Below are 17,678 nucleotides of genomic sequence, written 5' to 3' on the forward strand. Positions count from 1 at the left end.
GGTCGGGCGAAGGCAGCCCGGAGATGCGCAAGTATCGCATTGCCGGGCGCATCCAACAAAGCAGGTCAGGCCACTTCGGCCAGTGATTCAGATACATAGTGATGGCGTAGCGCACGCTGGCGACGCGGGTCGAACAGTTCCATCGTGAAGGAGGCGGCCGGGCGGATGCCGCCGATGGCGCCTACCGTGCCGCAGGTCATGCCGCAACCCTCGGGCAGGATGGCGCTGCCGTCGGTGAAGCGGGCGATCAGGTCAGCCGGCGTGCGCAGCGAGGCCAGCGTACCTTCCTGGTAAAGCTTGGTGGCACCGTCTTCCTCGATCCAGGAACGGATCACCAGTTCATCCCAATACTCGGCCACCTCGGAGAGTTTCCAGGCGGACGTGCCGACCGGCTTGACGCAGGCCTGCTTGGAGAAGGCCACGCTGTGCGCTTCCAGCTTGCGGTCGGTGTGGTCGGAGGCGATCGAGACGTACAGCTCGCCACCGGCGCGGAAGACGAAGGTCTCCACTTCACCGGAAGAGGCCTGGCCCAGCACCTGCACCTGCGCGGCCTGGGACAGTTGGTTGGCCGAGACGCGGTAGAACAGCGGCACCGCACTGGGACGCGAAATGCCCAGGGCTTCCAGTTCTTCGATGTGGTGTTCGATGGCGGCCATGTCACGGCCGGCCCAGCCGGCGATGACCAGGGTGGTGATCTCGGCCTGGACGGTGGAGTGGTCGGGGAGGGTAAAGGTCAGCTTCATGAGGTTCTATTCCAACAGGGTGAATCAGGGGTGAATCAGGGGTGAATCAGGGGTGAATCAGGAGAGGCTGGCCGGGGCAGGGCGGCCAGCCGGGGAAATCAATGTTTCTTGACGAACACCACCACCAGGAAACTGGCGAGGAACTCCAGTGCGGCCACGAAGTACAGGCCCGAGGACAGCGACCCGGTGCTGGTCTTCAAGGCCCCGATCATGTAGGGCGCCACGAAGCCGGCCAGGTTGCCGATGGAGTTGATGAGGGCGATGCCGCCGGCGGCTGCGGTGCCGGCCAGGAAGGCGCCGGGAATCGACCAGAACACCGGGAAGGCCGCCAGGATGCCGATGGCCGCCAGCGTCAGCGAGCACAGCGCCAGAGTGGCATTGCCCAGCGTCATGCCGGTGGCGACCAGTCCGATACAGGCGATCAAGGTCGCAATGGCGCTATGCAGGCGGCGTTCGCCGGTCTTGTCGGAGTGAAAGCCGTTCCAGATCATGGCCAGCGTGCCGGCCACGAAGGGGATGGCCGAGATCAGGCCGATCTGCAGATTACCCTTCACGCCGATTTCCTTGATGATGGACGGCGCCCAGAAGGCGATGGTGGCATTGCCGCTGACCACGCAGAAATACACGGCCGCGCAGATCCAGACACGGTAATTGCTGCAGGCATCCTTGAAGGAGAAATGCTTGCCGGGTGCACTGTTCTCGAGGGCCAGTGCTTGGGTGACGGCATTCTTTTCTGCTTCCGACAACCACTTCGCATTGGCTGGTTTTTCCGGCAGCCAGGCCAGCACGGCAAAGCCGGCCAGGATCGAAGGGATGCCTTCGATGATGAACAGCCATTGCCAGTTGGCCAGATGGCCCACGCCTTCCATGCGGCTCATGATGAAGCCGGCAATGGGGCCGCCGACGGCGCCGGCGATGGCAAAGGAGGTCATGAACAGACCATTGACGCGGGCGCGGCGCTGGGCCGGGAACCAGTAGGTGAGATAGAGCACCACGCCGGGGAAGAAGCCGGCCTCGAAGATGCCCAGCAGGAAGCGCAGTACGTAGAAGCTGGTCGGCGTGCTGACGTAGGCCATGGCCATCGAGGCCAGGCCCCAGAGGATGGTGATGCGCGCCAGGGTCTTGCGGGCGCCGATCTTTTCCAGCAGCAGGTTGCTGGGCACTTCGAAGAGGAAGTAGCCGATGAAGAAGATGCCCGCGCCCAGGCCATAGACGGCTTCGGAGAATTGCAGGTCCTGCAGCATCTGCAGCTTGGCAAAGCCGACATTGACGCGGTCGATCCAGGCCAGTACGAACAGGAAGACCAGGAATGGAATCAGGCGCCAGGCGATCTTGCCGTAGGTGGCGTCCAGCGGGGCGGCTGCGCTGCCTGGGGGCGCAGCGGTGGTCGCGGCGGATGGGGAATACGACATGAAAACCTCCTCGAGTGTGGCCGGCGTCCACCTGCGTGGCGCCGTGTTGTGTTCTGCGTGGGATGGACTGGGTGTAAGGACGCGTATTGCGGGACCGGTCTGAAACCAGTATGGGGAAGGTGAAGCGCCGCTGTCCAACAAGAAAATCTGAACGGCTTTGATTGAAAAATCTTATGAGCAAAAGCAGGGCGCGTTTTGCTTCAGGATGGTGCTGCCCAGGTGCACTGCCTGAAGCCGTACAGGCCAGCCTGCACGCGGGAGGAAGGGTAAATCAGCCCAGCGGGACCGGCAGACGGGCGATCTCCTGGCCCCAATTGAGTGCGAAATCGGCGGCGGTTTCCTGGGCGATGCGCGCCACGGTTTCGGTCAGCGGATTCTCATGGTCCGAGCGGAAGCAGGCGATGAGCACCAAGGCCGGGAATTCGGTATCGACCCGCAACAGGTGCAGGCTCTCTTCGTTCAACTCGCGCTGGATGATGGCCGGTGGCACGGCGGTGATGCCGAAGCCATCGGTAGCCAGCCGGATCATGGTGGCCACTGAGGCGATGCAATTGATGTGCAACGTGCGCTCGGCGCGCTCGCTGCCCGAGAACAGACGCTCGATCACCGCGTGCGGCCCCGAGTTGCGGGCAAAGCTGATGATCGGGAAGGCCGCCAGGTCGGCCAGCGACAGCGTTTCGCTGCCGATGTCGAGCTTGGGACTGCCGACCCAGCGCATCGGCAATTCGCACAGCGCGATATTGCTCACCTGCGGGCCGATCACCGGTTCGGCCTGCAGCACCAGGTCCAGGTTGCTCTTGCTGAACTGTTCGTGCAGGTGGATGGTGGTATCGCTGACGATCTCGATCTGCAGGCGCGGGAAGGCTTGATGCAAGCGTCCCAGGAAATCCGGGAACCAGCTATGGACGATGGATTCGATCACACCGATGCGGATCACCCCGGCAAAGACTTCGCGGTCGGACATGTCGTCCTTCATCTCGCGCATGAGCTTGACCATGCGCTCGGCATACACCAGTGCCTTGCTGCCATCGGCGGTCAAGGCCACTTCGCGCGCGCTGCGGTCGAACAGGCGCACGCCGAAGTCTTGTTCGAGCGAGGCGATGCGGCTGGAGACGGCGGCCTGGGTGGTGTGCAGGCGTTCGGCAGTGAGCCGGAAATTGCGCAGCCGGGCCAGCCAGACGAAGGTCTCGAGAAAGCGAATATTCATGAGCGGGCAGGGCAGTATGAAGAAGCGTATTTTATCGTTTTCGGATGGCGTAACGCCCCGTCATTTTTGGTGCGCTGCGCCATGAATCTTCCTTCATCTGGCGCAGATCTGGTGCATTTCATGGAGGAAGTCGCGTGCTTCTGGTGCGTTATATCGATATTCGAATTTTGAAAGTATTTTTTCTTTACTCGCCGGGAAAATGAAAATATATTTACATTTTTCTTGGCGGACTGGTCATTCAGGCAAGTCCCGGAAGACGATAAAAACGACGGTGGCAGGACCATCGGGAAACGAAGATCCAATGATCAAAACGATTTAAATGATTTAAATCGTTTGCGCAGTCAAGCGCATTAGTGGCGCATCAATGGCGCATTTTCAACGACAACGGGGTAGCGGACGGTGACACAACAGCCGAAGAACATCAGCTTGCAAGGGGCCGGCGCCATCGCCCAGGCCGTGGGCAAGCTGTATCCGCAATTGTCCAAGTCGCACCGCAAGACGGCCGACTACGTGCTGGGCAATCCGTTTCGCGCTGCCACCATGACCATCGACGAACTGTCGGAAGCGGCCGGGATTTCGGTGGCCACTGCCAACCGCTTTGCCCACGCGCTGGGCTTTGATGGCTATGCCTCCTTCCGCGCGGCCCTGGTGTCGGACTTCGCCACCACCCTGGCGCCGGTGGAAAAGCTGCGCGAGCAGGTGCAACGCGCTGCCACCAGCGCCGAGATCATGGCCGCGGCCTGCGACAGCGACATCGCCAATATCGAAGCCACGCGCCGGATGCTCAACCCCGACCATTGCGAGCAGGCGGTCGAGATGATCCTCTCGGCCCAGCGCGTCTTCATCACCGGCTTTGGCGCCTCGGCCTATCTCTCGGGCTTGATGGCGCATACGCTGGAACCCTATGTGCGTACCGTCAACTCCATGGCCATGGCCGGTGGCCCTTCGCAGGCGGCGCGCCAGTTCTTCAAGCTCGATAGCAATGACCTGGTCATCGCGATGGTATTTCCGCGCTATGCCGCCGACACCGTCTGGCTGACCCAGCGCGCCGTGGAAAAGGGCGCCCGCATCCTGGCCCTGACCGATCATCCCGGCTCGCCCCTGGTGCCGCTGGCCGATGTCACTCTTTATGCCCAGACCGATGGTCGCCTCTCCCCCACTTCGGATGCTGCCGCACTGATCCTGATCCAGGCGTTGTGCGATGCGGTGGCGCATCGCGCGCGTCGTTCGGTGCAGGCGGCCACGCAGATGGCCGAATTCGTATTGCCCTGGCTGTACCTGGCCCAGCAGCAGCACCCGCGTGCCGGCACCACCCCGGTCGGTCAACCGCCCAACGCCAAGGCCAAGGCTGCGACCAAACGCGTCTCCACCAAAGGAAAGTCCCACCCATGAGTACTCCCGTCATTGCCATCCACGGCGGCGCCGGCACCATCACCCGCGTCTCGCTCACCGCCGAGGAAGAGGCCCGCTATCACCTGGCCTTGGCCGAGATCGTCGCTGCCGGCCAGGCGGTCCTCAATGCCGGCGGTTCGGCCCTGGAAGCGGTGACCGAGGCGGTGCGCCTGCTGGAAGACTGCCCGCTCTTCAATGCCGGCCATGGTGCGGTCTATACCAGCGAAGGCAAGCATGAGCTGGATGCCTGCGTGATGAACGGTGCCGACCTGGCTTCAGGCGCGGTGGCCTGTGTCACCCAGCTGCGCAACCCCATCCTGGCGGCGCGCGCGGTGATGGAAAAGAGCGAACATGTGCTGCTGGTGGGTCCGGCTGCCGAAGCCTTTGCTGCGCGCCATGGCGTGGTCACGGTCAGCCCCGACTATTTCCACACCGAGGCGCGTCACCAGCAATGGCTGCGCGTGCGCGGCCAGGCACGCGCCATGCTGGACCATGATGCGTCGTCGTTTTCGTTCGCGCAACAGGCAGCCGAACCGATCGACCCCGATCACAAGTTCGGTACCGTCGGCGCCGTCGCCCTGGACCAGTTCGGCAACCTGGCCGCAGCCACCTCGACCGGTGGCATTACCAACAAGCAAGCCGGTCGCGTGGGTGACTCGCCCATCATCGGCGCCGGTTGCTATGCCAACAATGCCACCGTGGCCGTGTCGGCCACCGGTACCGGCGAAGCCTTTATGCGCACTGCCGCCTGCTACGACATCGGCGCGCGCATGGCTTATGCCGGCCAGTCGCTGCAGGAGGCCAGCGATGCCGTGGTCTTCGAGACCCTGCCCAAGGTCGGCGGGCGCGGTGGCGTAATCGCCATCGATGCCCACGGCAACCTGGCCTTGCCCTTCAATACCGAAGGCATGTACCGCGCCTATGGCCGCGGTGAGCTGGCCCCGGTCACCGCCATTTATGCAGAATCGGCCTGAAGCGGCCGGGCAGGAGAGAATCAAGATGCAACAGTCCCAACGCGTGCTCGACGTCAGTCACCTCAACGTGCGCTTTGCCACTTCCGAGCGCACCGTCGATGCGGTGCGCGACCTGTCCTTCCACGTCGATCAGGGCGAGACCCTGGCCATCGTCGGCGAATCCGGTTCGGGCAAGTCGGTGTCGTCGCTGGCCATCATGCGCCTGATCGAACACGGCGGTGGCAAGATCGCCAGCGGCAGCCTGCAGTTCCGCCGCCGCAGCGGCCAGACCCTGGACCTGGCACAGGCCGACAACGCCACCATGCGCAGCATCCGCGGCGCCGAGATCGCCATGATCTTCCAGGAGCCGATGACCTCGCTCAACCCGGTCTTCACGGTCGGCGAGCAGATCGCCGAATCGATCCGCCTGCACCAGGGCATGAGCCGTGCCGCCGCCCAGGCCGAGGCGCTGCGCATGTTGGAGATGGTGCGCATTCCCGAAGCCAAGCGGGTGCTGGGCCGCCATCCGCACCAGTTGTCGGGCGGGATGCGCCAGCGCGTGATGATCGCCATGGCCTTGTCCTGCAAGCCGTCACTGCTCATTGCCGATGAACCGACTACCGCCCTGGATGTGACCATCCAGGCGCAGATCCTGCAATTGATCCGTTCGCTGCAAGAAGAGATGCAGATGGGCGTGATCTTCATCACCCACGACATGGGCGTGGTGGCCGAAGTGGCCGACCGTGTGGTGGTGATGTGCCGTGGCGAGAAGGTGGAAGAAAATGATGTCCAGCCCCTCTTTGCCGCCCCGGCCCATCCCTATACCCAATCGCTGCTGGCCGCCGTGCCGCGCCTGGGTTCCATGCGCGGCACCGACAAGCCGCTGCGCTTTGGCCTGGCGCCCCAGGCCGAGGCGCGGCCTGAACTGATCGCCAGCGAATTGCAGGCGCAGGCGGAAATCGCCGCGCAGCGCCAGCCCATCCTCAAGGTACGCGAGCTGACCACGCGCTTCGACGTCAAGAGCGGCATCTTCGGTCGCGTCAAGCAGCGCGTTCATGCAGTGGAAAAGGTCAGCTTCGATCTCTACTCCGGCGAGACCCTGGCCATCGTCGGCGAATCCGGTTGCGGCAAATCCACCACCGGTCGCTCGTTGCTGCGCTTAGTCGACATCGCCGGTGGCCGGGTCGAATTCGGCGGGCGCGATCTGGCGCAATTGCCGCGTTCGGAGCTGCGCCAGTTGCGGCGCGATATCCAGTTCATCTTCCAGGATCCGTTCGCCTCGCTGGACCCGCGCATGACGGTCGGTTATTCCATCATGGAACCGATGCTGGTGCATGGCATGAAAGAGGGTGCGCAGCAACGTGTCGATGCGTTGCTCACGCGCGTGGGGTTGACGCCCGAGCACGGCCAGCGCTATCCGCATGAATTTTCCGGTGGTCAGCGTCAGCGCATCTGCATCGCCCGCGCTCTGGCGCTGAACCCCAAGATCGTCATCGCCGATGAATCAGTGTCGGCGCTGGATGTGTCGATCCAGGCCCAGATCGTCAACCTGATGTTGGACCTGCAGGCCGAGCTGGGGATTTCCTTCATCTTCATCTCGCACGACATGGCGGTGGTGGAGCGCATCAGTCATCGGGTGGCGGTGATGTACTTGGGCCAGATCGTGGAGATCGGCCCGCGCCGGGCCATCTTCGAGAACCCGCAGCATCCCTATACGCGCAAGCTGATGGCGGCCGTGCCGGTGGCCGATCCGACCTTGCGCCAGCCGGGCAAGAAATTGTTGACCGATGAAATTCCCAGCCCGATCCGGCTGGTGGGTGATGAGCCCAAAGTGGAACCCTTGAAGGAAGTGGCGCCTGGGCATTTCGTGGCCCAGCACCGTATTGCCGGCGCGTTCTGAGCGGCGGCCTGTGTTCATGTTCCAAAACAGCAGTCAGCGCAGTAAAACCCAACTACGTCGTACCAACCTCGCTTTACTGATCAGGAGAAACCACATGTCTATCACAGCAACTACAAAAGGACTGTCGACTGCCAAATGGCTGGCCGTTGCCGCCCTGGGTACCACTTTACAGTTTGCCGCAGCCCATGCATTTGCGGCCAAGTCCGTGACGCTGGCGGTGTATTCGACCTTCACCACCATGGATCCGTATGACGCCAACGACACGCTGTCGCTGTCCATGGCCAAGTCCTTCTATCAAGGCTTGTTCGGTTTCGACAAGGACATGAAGCTGATTCCGGTGCTGGCCGAAGGCTATCTGGTCAGCAAGGATGGCCTGGAATACACCATCCGCTTAAAGCAAGGCGTGAAGTTCCAAGATGGCACCGACTTCAAGGCCGATGCCGTCAAGGCCGTCTTTGACCGTGTGACCAACCCGGACAACAAGTTGAAGCGCTACAACCTCTTCAACCGTATCGCCAAGACCGAAGTCCTCAACGACTACACCGTCAAGATCGTCTTGAAGGAACCGTTCTCGGCCTTCATCAACGTGCTGGCCCACCCCTCGGCCGTGATGATTTCGCCCGCGGCTCTGAAGCAATACGGCAACAAGGACATCGCCTTCCACCCGGTCGGTACCGGCCCCTTCAAGTTCGTGGAGTGGAAGCAGACCGATTACGTCAAGGTCGAGAAATTCGATGGCTACTGGAAGAAGGGCTATCCCAAGGTCGATGAAATCATCTGGAAGCCGGTGGTCGACAACAACGCCCGCTCGGCCATGATGCAGACTGGCGAGGCACAGTTCACCTATCCGCTGCCCTACGAACAGGCCGACCTGTTGAAGAGCAAGCCCAACCTGGACGTGATTTCGGCACCCTCGATCATCCAGCGCTACATGTCGATGAATACCAAGCAGAAGCCGTTCGACAATCCCAAGGTGCGCGAAGCCATCAACTACGCCATCAACAAGCAGGCACTGGTGAAGGTGGCCTTCAACGGCTATGCCACCCCGATGGATGGCGTGGTGCCGCAAGGCGTGGATTACGCTTTCAAGACCGGCCCCTGGCCGTATGACCCGAAGAAGGCCAAGGCCCTGTTGGCCGAAGCCGGTTATCCGAACGGATTCGAAACCGAACTGTGGTCGGCCTACACCCACAGCACCGCGGTGAAGATCATCCAGTTCCTGCAGCAGCAACTGGCGCAGGTCGGCATCAAGGCCAAGATCCAGGCCCTGGAAGCCGGCCAGCGCGTGGAACGCGTGGAAAGCTGGCAAGACCCGGCCACCGCCCCGGTGCGCCTGCTCTACATCGGCTGGTCCTCCTCCACCGGTGAAGCCGACTGGGCTCTGCGTCCGCTGCTGGCCTCGGAATCCTTCCCGCCGCGTCTGTACAACACCGCCTACTACAAGAACGACAAGGTCGATGCCGATATCGCCAAGGCCCTGACCGTGACCGATCGCAAGGACAAGGAAGCGCTGTACAAGGATGCCCAGCAGGAAGTCTGGAAGGATGCCCCATGGGCCTTCCTGGTCACCGAAAAGCTGCTCTATGCCCGCAACAAGAACCTCAAGGGTGTCTACGTGATGCCTGACCAGGCCATCGAGTTCGAGAACATCGAGCTGACCAAGTAAGCCGGTCGACCCCGGCCGGCGACGTGGCAGGAGCGCGTCGCCGGCAGCATTCTTTCGATGGGCGGTAACGCCCGTCGCGGCAACAAGCAAGGGTGCCTGGCACTCAGGCGAGGCCTTCTTCAGAGAGCATCATGTTTTCCTTTGTCATCAAACGCCTGTTAGGCCTGATTCCCACGCTGCTGCTGGTGGCGGTACTGGTTTTCCTGTTCGTGCACCTGCTGCCGGGTGATCCGGCGCGGCTGGCGGCCGGTCCCGAAGCCGACGACAAGACGGTCGCGCTGGTGCGCGCCGACCTCGGCCTGGACAAGCCCCTGCCCGAGCAATTCGTGAATTTCTTCGTCAAGGCCGCCCAGGGCGACTTTGGCAAATCCATCCGCAGCAAGCGCCCGGTTTCCGAAGAGATCGCCGCGCGCTTCTGGCCGACCCTGTGGCTGACCATCGTGGCCATGATCTGGGCCGTGATCTTCGGTCTGGTCATCGGCATTTCCTCAGCGGTGTGGCGCAACAAGTGGCCGGATCGCCTGGGCATGACGCTGGCGGTCTCCGGCATTTCCTTCCCGGCCTTTTCGCTGGGCATCCTGCTGGTGCAGATCTTCTCGGTCCAGTTGGGCTGGCTGCCCACCGTGGGCGACGATACCTGGCGTCACTACATCCTGCCTTCGATCACGCTGGGCGCCGCCGTGGCGGCGGTGATGGCGCGCTTTACGCGTTCGTCCTTCATCGAGATCCTGCAGGAAGACTTCGTGCGCACCGCACGCGCCAAGGGCTTGACCGAGACCGTGGTGGTCATCAAGCACTGCCTGCGCAATGCCTTGATTCCGGTGGTGACCATGATGGGGTTGCAGTTCGGCTTTCTGCTGGGCGGCTCCATCCTGGTCGAGGTGGTGTTCAACTGGCCGGGCATGGGGCGCCTCTTGGTGGATGCCGTCGAGATGCGTGACTACCCCATCATCCAGGCCGAGATCCTGCTGTTCTCGCTGGAATTCATTTTCATCAACCTGGTGGTGGACGTGCTCTATGCCGTGATCAACCCCAGCATTCGTTTCAAGTGAGGGGAATCATGTCGCTCTCCAATTCGCCTCTGGCAAGCAGTTCCGAAACCGGCGCACCGTTGCCGCCGGCCGATCCCTCCGCCGTGATCGCGGCCGGGCAGAAGATCCGCACGCCCTGGCGCGAATTCTGGCGCAAGTTCAAGAAGCAGCGCCTGGCGGTCTATGCCGGCGTGTTCATCCTGCTGCTGATCGTCATCGCCATCATCGCGCCCTGGATCGTCCCCTTCGATGCCGAGAATTTCTTCGACTACGATGCGCTGAACTCGCCGCCCACCTGGACCCACTGGTTCGGTGTGGATTCGCTGGGCCGCGACATCTTCAGTCGTATCCTGATGGGCGCGCGCATCTCGCTGGCCTCGGGTTTCTTCTCGGTGGCCATCGGGGCAGTGATCGGCACCGTCTTCGGCTTGCTGGCCGGTTACTACGAAGGCTGGTGGGACCGCATCACCATGCGCATCTGTGATGTGCTGTTCGCCTTCCCCGGCATCCTCTTGGCCATCGGCATCGTCGCCATCCTGGGCGGCGGCATGATCAACGTCATCATCTCGGTCTCGGTGTTCAGCATCCCGGCCTTTGCGCGCCTGGTGCGCGGCAATACGCTGCAACTGAAGAACCTGACCTACATTGAGGCCACCCGCAGCATCGGTGCCTCCGATGCCACCATCATGTGGAAGCACATCTTCCCCGGCACCATCTCGGCCATCGTGGTGTATTTCACCATGCGCATCGGCACTTCCATCATCACCGCGGCGGGTCTGTCCTTCCTCGGCCTGGGTGCGCAATCGCCTACGCCTGAATGGGGCCTGATGTTGAATGAAGCCCGCGCCGACATGGTCACTTCGCCACACGTGGCGCTGGTGCCCAGCATCGCCATCTTCCTCACCGTGCTGGCCTTCAACTTGCTGGGGGATGGCTTGCGCGATGCGCTCGATCCCAAGATCGACCAGCGTTGATGGCGATATCTGTGTCAGTTCCGCATATCGGCCCTCTGCAAGCCGGCCTGCGCAACAGTATCACGGACGTGGACGGTGTGCGGGTGGGGCATTGCACCCTGGATGCCGGGCCGGTGCAGACCGGCGTGACCGTGATCGCCCCGCATGGCGGCAATCTCTTCACCCATCGCTTGCCGGCGGCGGCGGCGGTCATCAATGGCTTTGGCAAGAGCGCCGGGCTGGTGCAGCTGGAAGAGCTGGGCTTGCTGGAGACGCCCATTGCGCTATCCAACACCTTTGCCGTGGGCACGCTGTTGAATGCCCAGATCGCCCATACCGTGCGCGCCAACCCGCAATGCGGACGCAGCCTGCCCACCGTCAATGCGCTGGTGCTGGAATGCAATGACGGCTATCTCAACGACCTGCAGGCCATGGCAGTGCAGGCCGCGCATTTCGAGGCCGCCATGCAGGCCTTGTCGCCGGAGGTGGCGCAGGGTTCGGTGGGAGCAGGGCGGGGCATGTCCAGCTTCGGCTTGAAGGGCGGCATCGGGACCGCGTCGCGGCTGGCCGTGGTGGGCCAGGCGGCACAGATCTTCACGGTGGGCGCCTTGGTGCTGTCCAATTTCGGCCGGCTGCCCGAGCTGATCCTGGCCGGCGACCCGCTAGGGGCCAGGCTGGCTGCCGCCGAGCATGGCGACAGCGCGCCCGAGAAGGGCTCCATCATCATGATCCTGGCCACCGATGCGCCGCTCGATGCGCGCCAGTTGAAGCGCCTGGCTACCCGCGCCGGCGCCGGTCTGGCACGCACCGGCTCGGTCTATGGTCACGGCAGTGGCGACATCGCCCTGGCGTTCTCCACGGCCCAGCAGATCGAGGTCGAGGCCGAGTGCGTACAGATGGCGCTGCTGGCTGACCAGGTACTGGACCCCTTGTTCCATGCCGCGGCCGACAGTGTCGAGCAAGCCATCATCCATGCGCTGCTGACCGCCGAGACGGTGCGCGGGCGCGATGGCCACGTGCGTGTCGGCCTGCGTGAACGGCTGGCCGATCACCCCGATTTACTTGGAAAAACCTGCATATGAACAAACGCGCCAATATTTTGGTCTCCGTCGATATCGAAGGCGTCGCCGGGGTCTTTCATCCCGAGCAGACCCGTGCCGGCAATGGCGAATATGAACGAGCGCGCCGCATGATGACCGAGGAAGCCAATGCCGTCATCCGTGGCGCTTTGGCTGCCGGCGCCACTGCCATCAAGGTCAACGATGCGCACGGCGGCTATCGCAACCTGCTGCCCGACCTGCTGCACCCACAGGCGCGCATGGTGTTGGGCAAGCCGCGCGTGCTGGGCATGATGGGCGGGGTCGAGCACGATATCGATGCAGTCATGCTGGTGGGCTACCACTCGCGTGCCCAGGGCCGCGGCATCCTGGCGCATACCAGCAACAGCTTCGCCTTTGCCCGCGTCTGGCTGGGCGGGGTGGAGATGGGGGAGGCGGGGCTGTATGGTGCGCTGGCGGCCGAGCATGGCGTGCCGGTGATCTTCGGTAGTGGTGACGATGCCTTCATCGAAGAAAACCAACCCCTGTTTCCTCATGCCGTATTTGCCGAGACCAAGAAGGCCTATGGCGCCAACAGCGGCGATTCGTTGACGCCCCAGCAGTCCTGCGTGCTGCTGGAGGAACGCGCACGACAGGCGGTGGCGGCCCTGCTGGCGCAACCGGCGTCGATGCCGGTGCTGCCGCTCACCGGCCCATTGCGCTGCCGCTTGCAGGTGCAGACGGTCGCCTTGGCCGATCTGTTTATCCAATTGCCGATCCTGGAACGTAGCGATAACGTCACCGTCGAGTTCGACGCCCCCACGGCGGAATATGCGGTGCGGGTGCTCAACAGTCTTTCGGCCATGTCGGCCATGTTGCGTTGACAGTAAGCACTGTCCGATCGCAAAAGAAGAATTTAAGCATCTCGATCTTGCGGATGTTCAGTGCTTCTTGCTTTCGATTAGCTTGACCAGTGCATGGACCGTCAGGTTGACCGGCGTGCTGATGCCATGCGCCTGCCCGCGACGCACGATGAAACCGTTGAGGTGATCGATCTCGCTGGGTTTGCCGCGCGCCACATCCTGCGCAGTGGAAGAGAATTGGGTGGGCATGGTCTCGATGATCTTGCGGATCGCGACCTCCACGTCACCGGTCAGCGTCACGCCTTCGGCGGCAGCCACGGCCTTGCATTCGTTGACCAGGTGGTTCATCACTTCCAGCACGCCCACGCCTTCCACCAGCTCGCCATAGGGTAGTTGGGTGATAGCCGACAGGGCGTTGTAAGCGCAATTGATGATGAGCTTCAACCACAGCGCGCCGCGCACGTTATCCGAAATCTCGGTGGGTACGCCGGCGGCGATCAGCGCATCGGCCGCCTGCTGACTGCGCGCCGACGGTTCGATCACCAGCTCGCCACGACCGTGATGCTTGACGTGGCCGGGGCCGGCCATCTCGGTGGCCACATACACCACGGCAGCCGCGACCGGTTGCGGGATCACGGTGCGCAGGCGATCGGCATTGTCGGTGCCGTTCTGCAGCGTCAGCACCAGGGTGTCGGGCGCCAGGTGCGGGCGTAGTTGCGCGCCGGCCGTTTCGGTGTCGGGCGACTTGACGCAGAACAGCACCAGATCGGCACCGGCCACGATGGCTGGATCGGTGCTGGCCTGCACGGCGATGGTGTCATCGAAGGTCTTGGCTTCCAGCCGCAAGCCCTTGGTGTTGAAGGCTTGCACGTGCTGGGGACGACCTACCAGCACCACATCGTGTCCGGCGCGTGCCAACATCCCGGCGAAATAACAACCTACGGCGCCTGCGCCCATCACGGCAACTTTCATGTGTCTCTCCCCGCTTGGCAAAGTGAAGTCAGGCGCAAAGCCTAACACAGCGCTGCCATGCTTTCAGCGCTCGGTCAGCATCGGTCAGCCTGTTCAGAACGAACGCCGCACCCGCACCGAGACATAGGCCGGCGGCTTGGTGGTCGCAGTGGCGCGCGCACTGTGCAGGCGATGCAAGGTGATCTGGTTGACCTCGGCATGGCTGCCATCGATGTGCTCGCCCATCAGGCGCATCGCGCTCTCGGCGTCGCCGGCGGCGATGCAGTCGAGGATGGCGGCGTGCTCCTCATAGGTCGAGTGCAGGCAATCGCCATAGAGAAAATCCAGCCGCCGCACGATGCGGATGCGGTCGGTGAGACGGTCGAAGGTTTCGGCCATCTCCTGGTTGCCGGCCGCGCGCACCAGGGTCTGGTGGAAGATTTCGTCGAGCTGCGCCGCCTTGGGGCCGTCCGGTTCGCGTGCCTCGGCAGGCAGGCACCAGGTGGCGCGCAAGTCGGCCAGCACCGACTGGTCACTGCCGCTGGTGCAGAGGCGGCGTACCGCGTGGGTCTCGATGAGCTTGCGCATTTCATAGAGATCGGCAAAGCGCTTGAAGTCGATGGGTACCACCTCCCAGCCGCCGCGCACGTAGCCCTGCATCAGTCCATCGTTCTGCAGGCGTTGCAGCGCCTGCCGCACTGGCGTGCGCGAGACCTTGAAATACGCCGCGATCTCGGTCTCGGTGATCTGGTCGCCGGGCAACAGGCGCATGTCGAAGATGTCCTGGCGCAGTTGCGCATAGACGTACTCGGGCAGCGAGCTGTTGCGCACCAGCGCGTCCTCGCTTTCGATATCGGGAGCGAGCGCGTCAGCGGCGGGGGAGGGGGCGGAGGCGGCCAGGCTTTTCACGATGGGCGCTTTCTTACCAGGCCGCCACGCAGCCATCGGTGCGCGGTTCGGTCCCGCCGCACAGCACGCCTTCGTCATTGCGCCAGATGATCTGGCCACGACCGAAGCCAAGCTGGTTACCCGACCACGAGACTTCGTGACCCAGCCCGCCTAATCCACGGAAGAGGTGTTCAGCCGTGGTGTGCTCGATACTGACCTTGTTGCCCTTTTCCCATTCCCAGCGCGGTGCATCCAGCGCAGCTTGCGGGTTCAGGCCAAAGTCGACCGTGTTCATCACCATCTGGACATGGCCCTGCGGTTGCATGAAACCACCCATCACGCCGAAGGGACCGACGGCCTGGCCATTGCGTGTCATGAAGCCGGGAATGATGGTGTGATAGGGCCGTTTGCCCCCAGCCAGCACGTTGGGATGGCCCGCCTCCAGCGTGAAGTTGTTGCCGCGATTGTGCAGGGCGATGCCGGTACCGGGGACCACCAGGCCGGAGCCGAAGCCCATGTAGTTGCTCTGGATGAAGGACACCATGTTGCCCTCGGCATCGGCCGTGCACAGGTACACCGTGCCCCCGCGCGACGGGTCGCCGGCCACCGGCAGCGTGGCGCGCGGGCCGATCAACTGGCGGCGTTCATCGGCATAGGCATCTGACAGCAATTGCTGCACCGTCACCTTCATGTGCGCGGGATCGGCGATGTGGGCCAGGCCATCGGCATAGGCCAGCTTGATGGCCTCGATCTGGCGGTGGTAGGTGGCCAGGGTGTCGCGCTCGGTGAAATCGTAGGCTTTGAGCAGGTTCAGCGCCATCAGGGCCACCATGCCGTGGCCATTGGGCGGGATTTCCCAGACCTCATAGCCACGATAGTTCACGCCGATGGGGTCCACCCACTGCGCCTGGAAGGCGGCCAGATCGGCAGCTTGCAGATAGCCACCGGCGTGTTGCAGGAAGGCGGCGATCTGTTCGGCCAGTGCGCCGCGATAGAAGCTCTCGGCGCCGTCTTCGGCAATTGCCTGCAGGGTGGCGGCGTGGCCGGCCGAGCGCCACAGCTGGCCGGCCTGCGGGGCCTGGCCATCGATGCAGAAGGTATCGAACCAGGGTTGGAAATGCGTTTCCTTGAATTCGCGCTTGAAGTTCTGCTGCACCACCTGCCAGGCATGGGCCACCATCGGCGAGACCGGAAAACCCTCGCGCGCCAGCGTGATGGCGCCGGCCATCGAGTCGCTCAGCGTCAGCTTGCCGAAGCGCTTGGCCATGGCGGCCCAGGCGCTGGGCGTGCCGGGCACGGTGACCGGTAAGGCGCCGTATTTGGGCATCTCCTTCAATCCTGCGCTGGTGAGCTTGTCGGCCGAGATGGATTGTGGGGCGGGGCCGCTGGCGTTCAGGCCATGCAGCTTGCCACCATGCCAGACCAGCGCGAAGGCATCGCCGCCGATACCGTTGGCGGTGGGTTCCACCACCGTCAGTGCCGCGGCTGCGGCGATGGCGGCATCGATGGCATTGCCGCCACGCTGCAGGACTTCCAGCCCGGCCTGGGCGGCCAGCGGCTGCGAGGTCGCCACCATGCCGCGCCGGGCATAGACGGCGCTGCGGCGCGACAGGTAGGGATAGTGGTTGCTGCTGAAGTCGGGGAAGGCAGGCATGGCGGTCTCTCGTTCTTGGTTCAGGGGCGTATTTTATCGGGTCGGTTTATCGGGTCGGGCGCGGTGCCAACTCCGGGCGGCTCAGGTGGCAAGCCACCGTATGGGTAGGACTGATCTTGATGGCAGGCGGCGCCTCGGTCTTGCAGATCTCCATGCAGGACGGGCAGCGCGGATGGAAGTGGCAGCCCGGGGGCGGGGCGGCCGGATTGGGGATGCTTCCCTGCAGCACGATGCGTGCGCGTGCTTGGCGCGGATGTTCACGTGGGATGGCCGAGAGCAGCGCCTGCGTGTAGGGATGGCGCGGGTTTGTGTACACCTCTTCACATGTGCCCAATTCCACCATGCGCCCGAGGTACATCACGCCAATGTGGTCGCTGACGTGGCGGATCACGGCCAGGTCGTGCGAGACGAACAGGTAGGTCAGCCCCAGCTCCTGCTGCAGCTCGCGCAACAGGTTCAGGATCTGGGCCTGGATCGACACGTCCAGCGCCGACACGGCTTCATCGGCCACCACCAGCTTGGGGCGCGTGATGATGGCGCGCGCGATGCCTACGCGCTGGCGCTGGCCGCCGGAGAATTCATGCGGATGACGTGCCGCATAGGCCGGGTTGAGTCCGACCATCTCCAAGGCCTCGGCCACCTTGCGCTTGCGGGCGGCGCGCTCGTGCAGCTTGTGCACGATCAGCGGCTCTTCCAGCACTTCGCCGATAGTCATGCGCGGGTTCAGCGAGGCATACGGATCCTGGAACACCATCTGCATGTGACGGCGCATGGCACGCAACTGGTCTTCGGGCAACAAGGTCAGTTCCCGGCCCATGAAACGCACGCTGCCAGCGCTGGGTTCGATCAGGCGCAGTACGCTGCGCCCGGTGGTGGACTTGCCGCAGCCGGATTCGCCCACCAGGCCCAGGGTCTGGCCTTGGGCAAGGCTGAAGGAGACATCGTCAACGGCCTTGACGGTGCTGCTGCCGGAGGCGAAATATTTTTTCAGTCCGTGGACTTCGAGCAGGGGAGGGAGTGGGGTCATG

General features: G+C 63.3%; 15 protein-coding genes. 8 read left to right on the top strand and 7 right to left on the bottom strand.

From position 1 onward, the window contains the following. Nucleotides 1–65: 65 nt before the first annotated feature. The 3 genes from RC54_RS08935 to RC54_RS08945 all read right to left on the bottom strand — a co-directional run bounded on the left by RC54_RS08935 (nucleotide 66) and on the right by RC54_RS08945 (nucleotide 3,362). Nucleotides 66–743, bottom strand: a complete 678-nt coding sequence (locus RC54_RS08935; protein WP_061789334.1) for a DUF2848 domain-containing protein — start codon at nucleotides 741–743, stop codon at nucleotides 66–68. Nucleotides 744–841: 98 nt separating this feature from the next. Beyond that, complete coding sequence (locus tag RC54_RS08940) at nucleotides 842–2,155, bottom strand: MFS transporter (protein ID WP_061789333.1); 1,314 nt, start codon at nucleotides 2,153–2,155, stop codon at nucleotides 842–844. A 271-nt stretch (nucleotides 2,156–2,426) separates the two neighbouring features. Next, a complete protein-coding gene (locus RC54_RS08945) occupies nucleotides 2,427–3,362 on the bottom strand; it encodes a LysR family transcriptional regulator (RefSeq protein ID WP_058895066.1) in 936 nt (311 codons plus the stop codon). A gap of 399 nt (nucleotides 3,363–3,761) precedes the next feature. Here RC54_RS08945 and RC54_RS08950 point away from each other — a divergent pair, with 399 nt between their 5' ends. From RC54_RS08950 to RC54_RS08985, 8 genes are all read left to right on the top strand, one after another. Further along, a complete protein-coding gene (locus tag RC54_RS08950) occupies nucleotides 3,762–4,754 on the top strand; it encodes a MurR/RpiR family transcriptional regulator (RefSeq protein WP_058895067.1) in 993 nt (330 codons plus the stop codon). Further along, complete coding sequence (locus tag RC54_RS08955) at nucleotides 4,751–5,728, top strand: isoaspartyl peptidase/L-asparaginase family protein (protein WP_058895068.1); 978 nt, start codon at nucleotides 4,751–4,753, stop codon at nucleotides 5,726–5,728. The genes RC54_RS08950 and RC54_RS08955 overlap by 4 nt, the downstream gene beginning before the upstream one ends. Nucleotides 5,729–5,753: 25 nt before the next feature. Further along, nucleotides 5,754–7,607 carry a dipeptide ABC transporter ATP-binding protein gene (locus tag RC54_RS08960; protein WP_061789332.1) on the top strand — a complete coding sequence of 618 codons (1,854 nt, stop codon included), beginning with the start codon at nucleotides 5,754–5,756 and terminating at the stop codon, nucleotides 7,605–7,607. A gap of 94 nt (nucleotides 7,608–7,701) precedes the next feature. Then, complete coding sequence (gene gsiB, locus RC54_RS08965) at nucleotides 7,702–9,273, top strand: glutathione ABC transporter substrate-binding protein GsiB (protein ID WP_058895070.1); 1,572 nt, start codon at nucleotides 7,702–7,704, stop codon at nucleotides 9,271–9,273. Between the two features lie 131 nt (nucleotides 9,274–9,404). After that, a complete protein-coding gene (gsiC, locus tag RC54_RS08970; protein WP_058895071.1) occupies nucleotides 9,405–10,325 on the top strand; it encodes a glutathione ABC transporter permease GsiC in 921 nt (306 codons plus the stop codon). 8 nt (nucleotides 10,326–10,333) lie between these two features. After that, a complete protein-coding gene (gsiD, locus tag RC54_RS08975) occupies nucleotides 10,334–11,278 on the top strand; it encodes a glutathione ABC transporter permease GsiD (protein WP_123020420.1) in 945 nt (314 codons plus the stop codon). Continuing rightward, nucleotides 11,278–12,339 carry a DmpA family aminopeptidase gene (locus RC54_RS08980; RefSeq protein WP_061789331.1) on the top strand — a complete coding sequence of 354 codons (1,062 nt, stop codon included), beginning with the start codon at nucleotides 11,278–11,280 and terminating at the stop codon, nucleotides 12,337–12,339. Before gsiD ends, RC54_RS08980 begins: the two co-directional genes overlap by 1 nt. Continuing rightward, nucleotides 12,336–13,178, top strand: a complete 843-nt coding sequence (locus RC54_RS08985; protein ID WP_058895073.1) for a M55 family metallopeptidase — start codon at nucleotides 12,336–12,338, stop codon at nucleotides 13,176–13,178. Before RC54_RS08980 ends, RC54_RS08985 begins: the two co-directional genes overlap by 4 nt. Before the next feature lie 57 nt (nucleotides 13,179–13,235). Here the strand turns inward: RC54_RS08985 and RC54_RS08990 are convergent, their stop codons facing one another. The 4 genes from RC54_RS08990 to RC54_RS09005 form a co-directional block, all read right to left on the bottom strand. Beyond that, complete coding sequence (locus RC54_RS08990) at nucleotides 13,236–14,129, bottom strand: ketopantoate reductase family protein (protein WP_061789330.1); 894 nt, start codon at nucleotides 14,127–14,129, stop codon at nucleotides 13,236–13,238. Between the two features lie 93 nt (nucleotides 14,130–14,222). Then, on the bottom strand, nucleotides 14,223–15,017 hold the full coding sequence (locus RC54_RS08995) for a GntR family transcriptional regulator (protein WP_082803090.1): 795 nt from the start codon (nucleotides 15,015–15,017) through the stop codon (nucleotides 14,223–14,225). Between the two features lie 13 nt (nucleotides 15,018–15,030). After that, nucleotides 15,031–16,650 (bottom strand): gamma-glutamyltransferase family protein, encoded by a 1,620-nt coding sequence (locus RC54_RS09000; RefSeq protein WP_061789329.1) that lies wholly within the window; start codon nucleotides 16,648–16,650, stop codon nucleotides 15,031–15,033. A gap of 46 nt (nucleotides 16,651–16,696) precedes the next feature. After that, the gene (locus RC54_RS09005) at nucleotides 16,697–17,677 is read right to left on the bottom strand and encodes an ABC transporter ATP-binding protein (protein WP_061789328.1); all 981 of its coding nucleotides are present in this window, start codon (nucleotides 17,675–17,677) and stop codon (nucleotides 16,697–16,699) included. Between the last annotated feature and the right edge of the window lies 1 nt (nucleotide 17,678).

Source organism: Herbaspirillum rubrisubalbicans, from assembly GCF_003719195.1.
GTDB classification, from domain to species: Bacteria; Pseudomonadota; Gammaproteobacteria; order Burkholderiales; family Burkholderiaceae_D; genus Herbaspirillum; species Herbaspirillum rubrisubalbicans.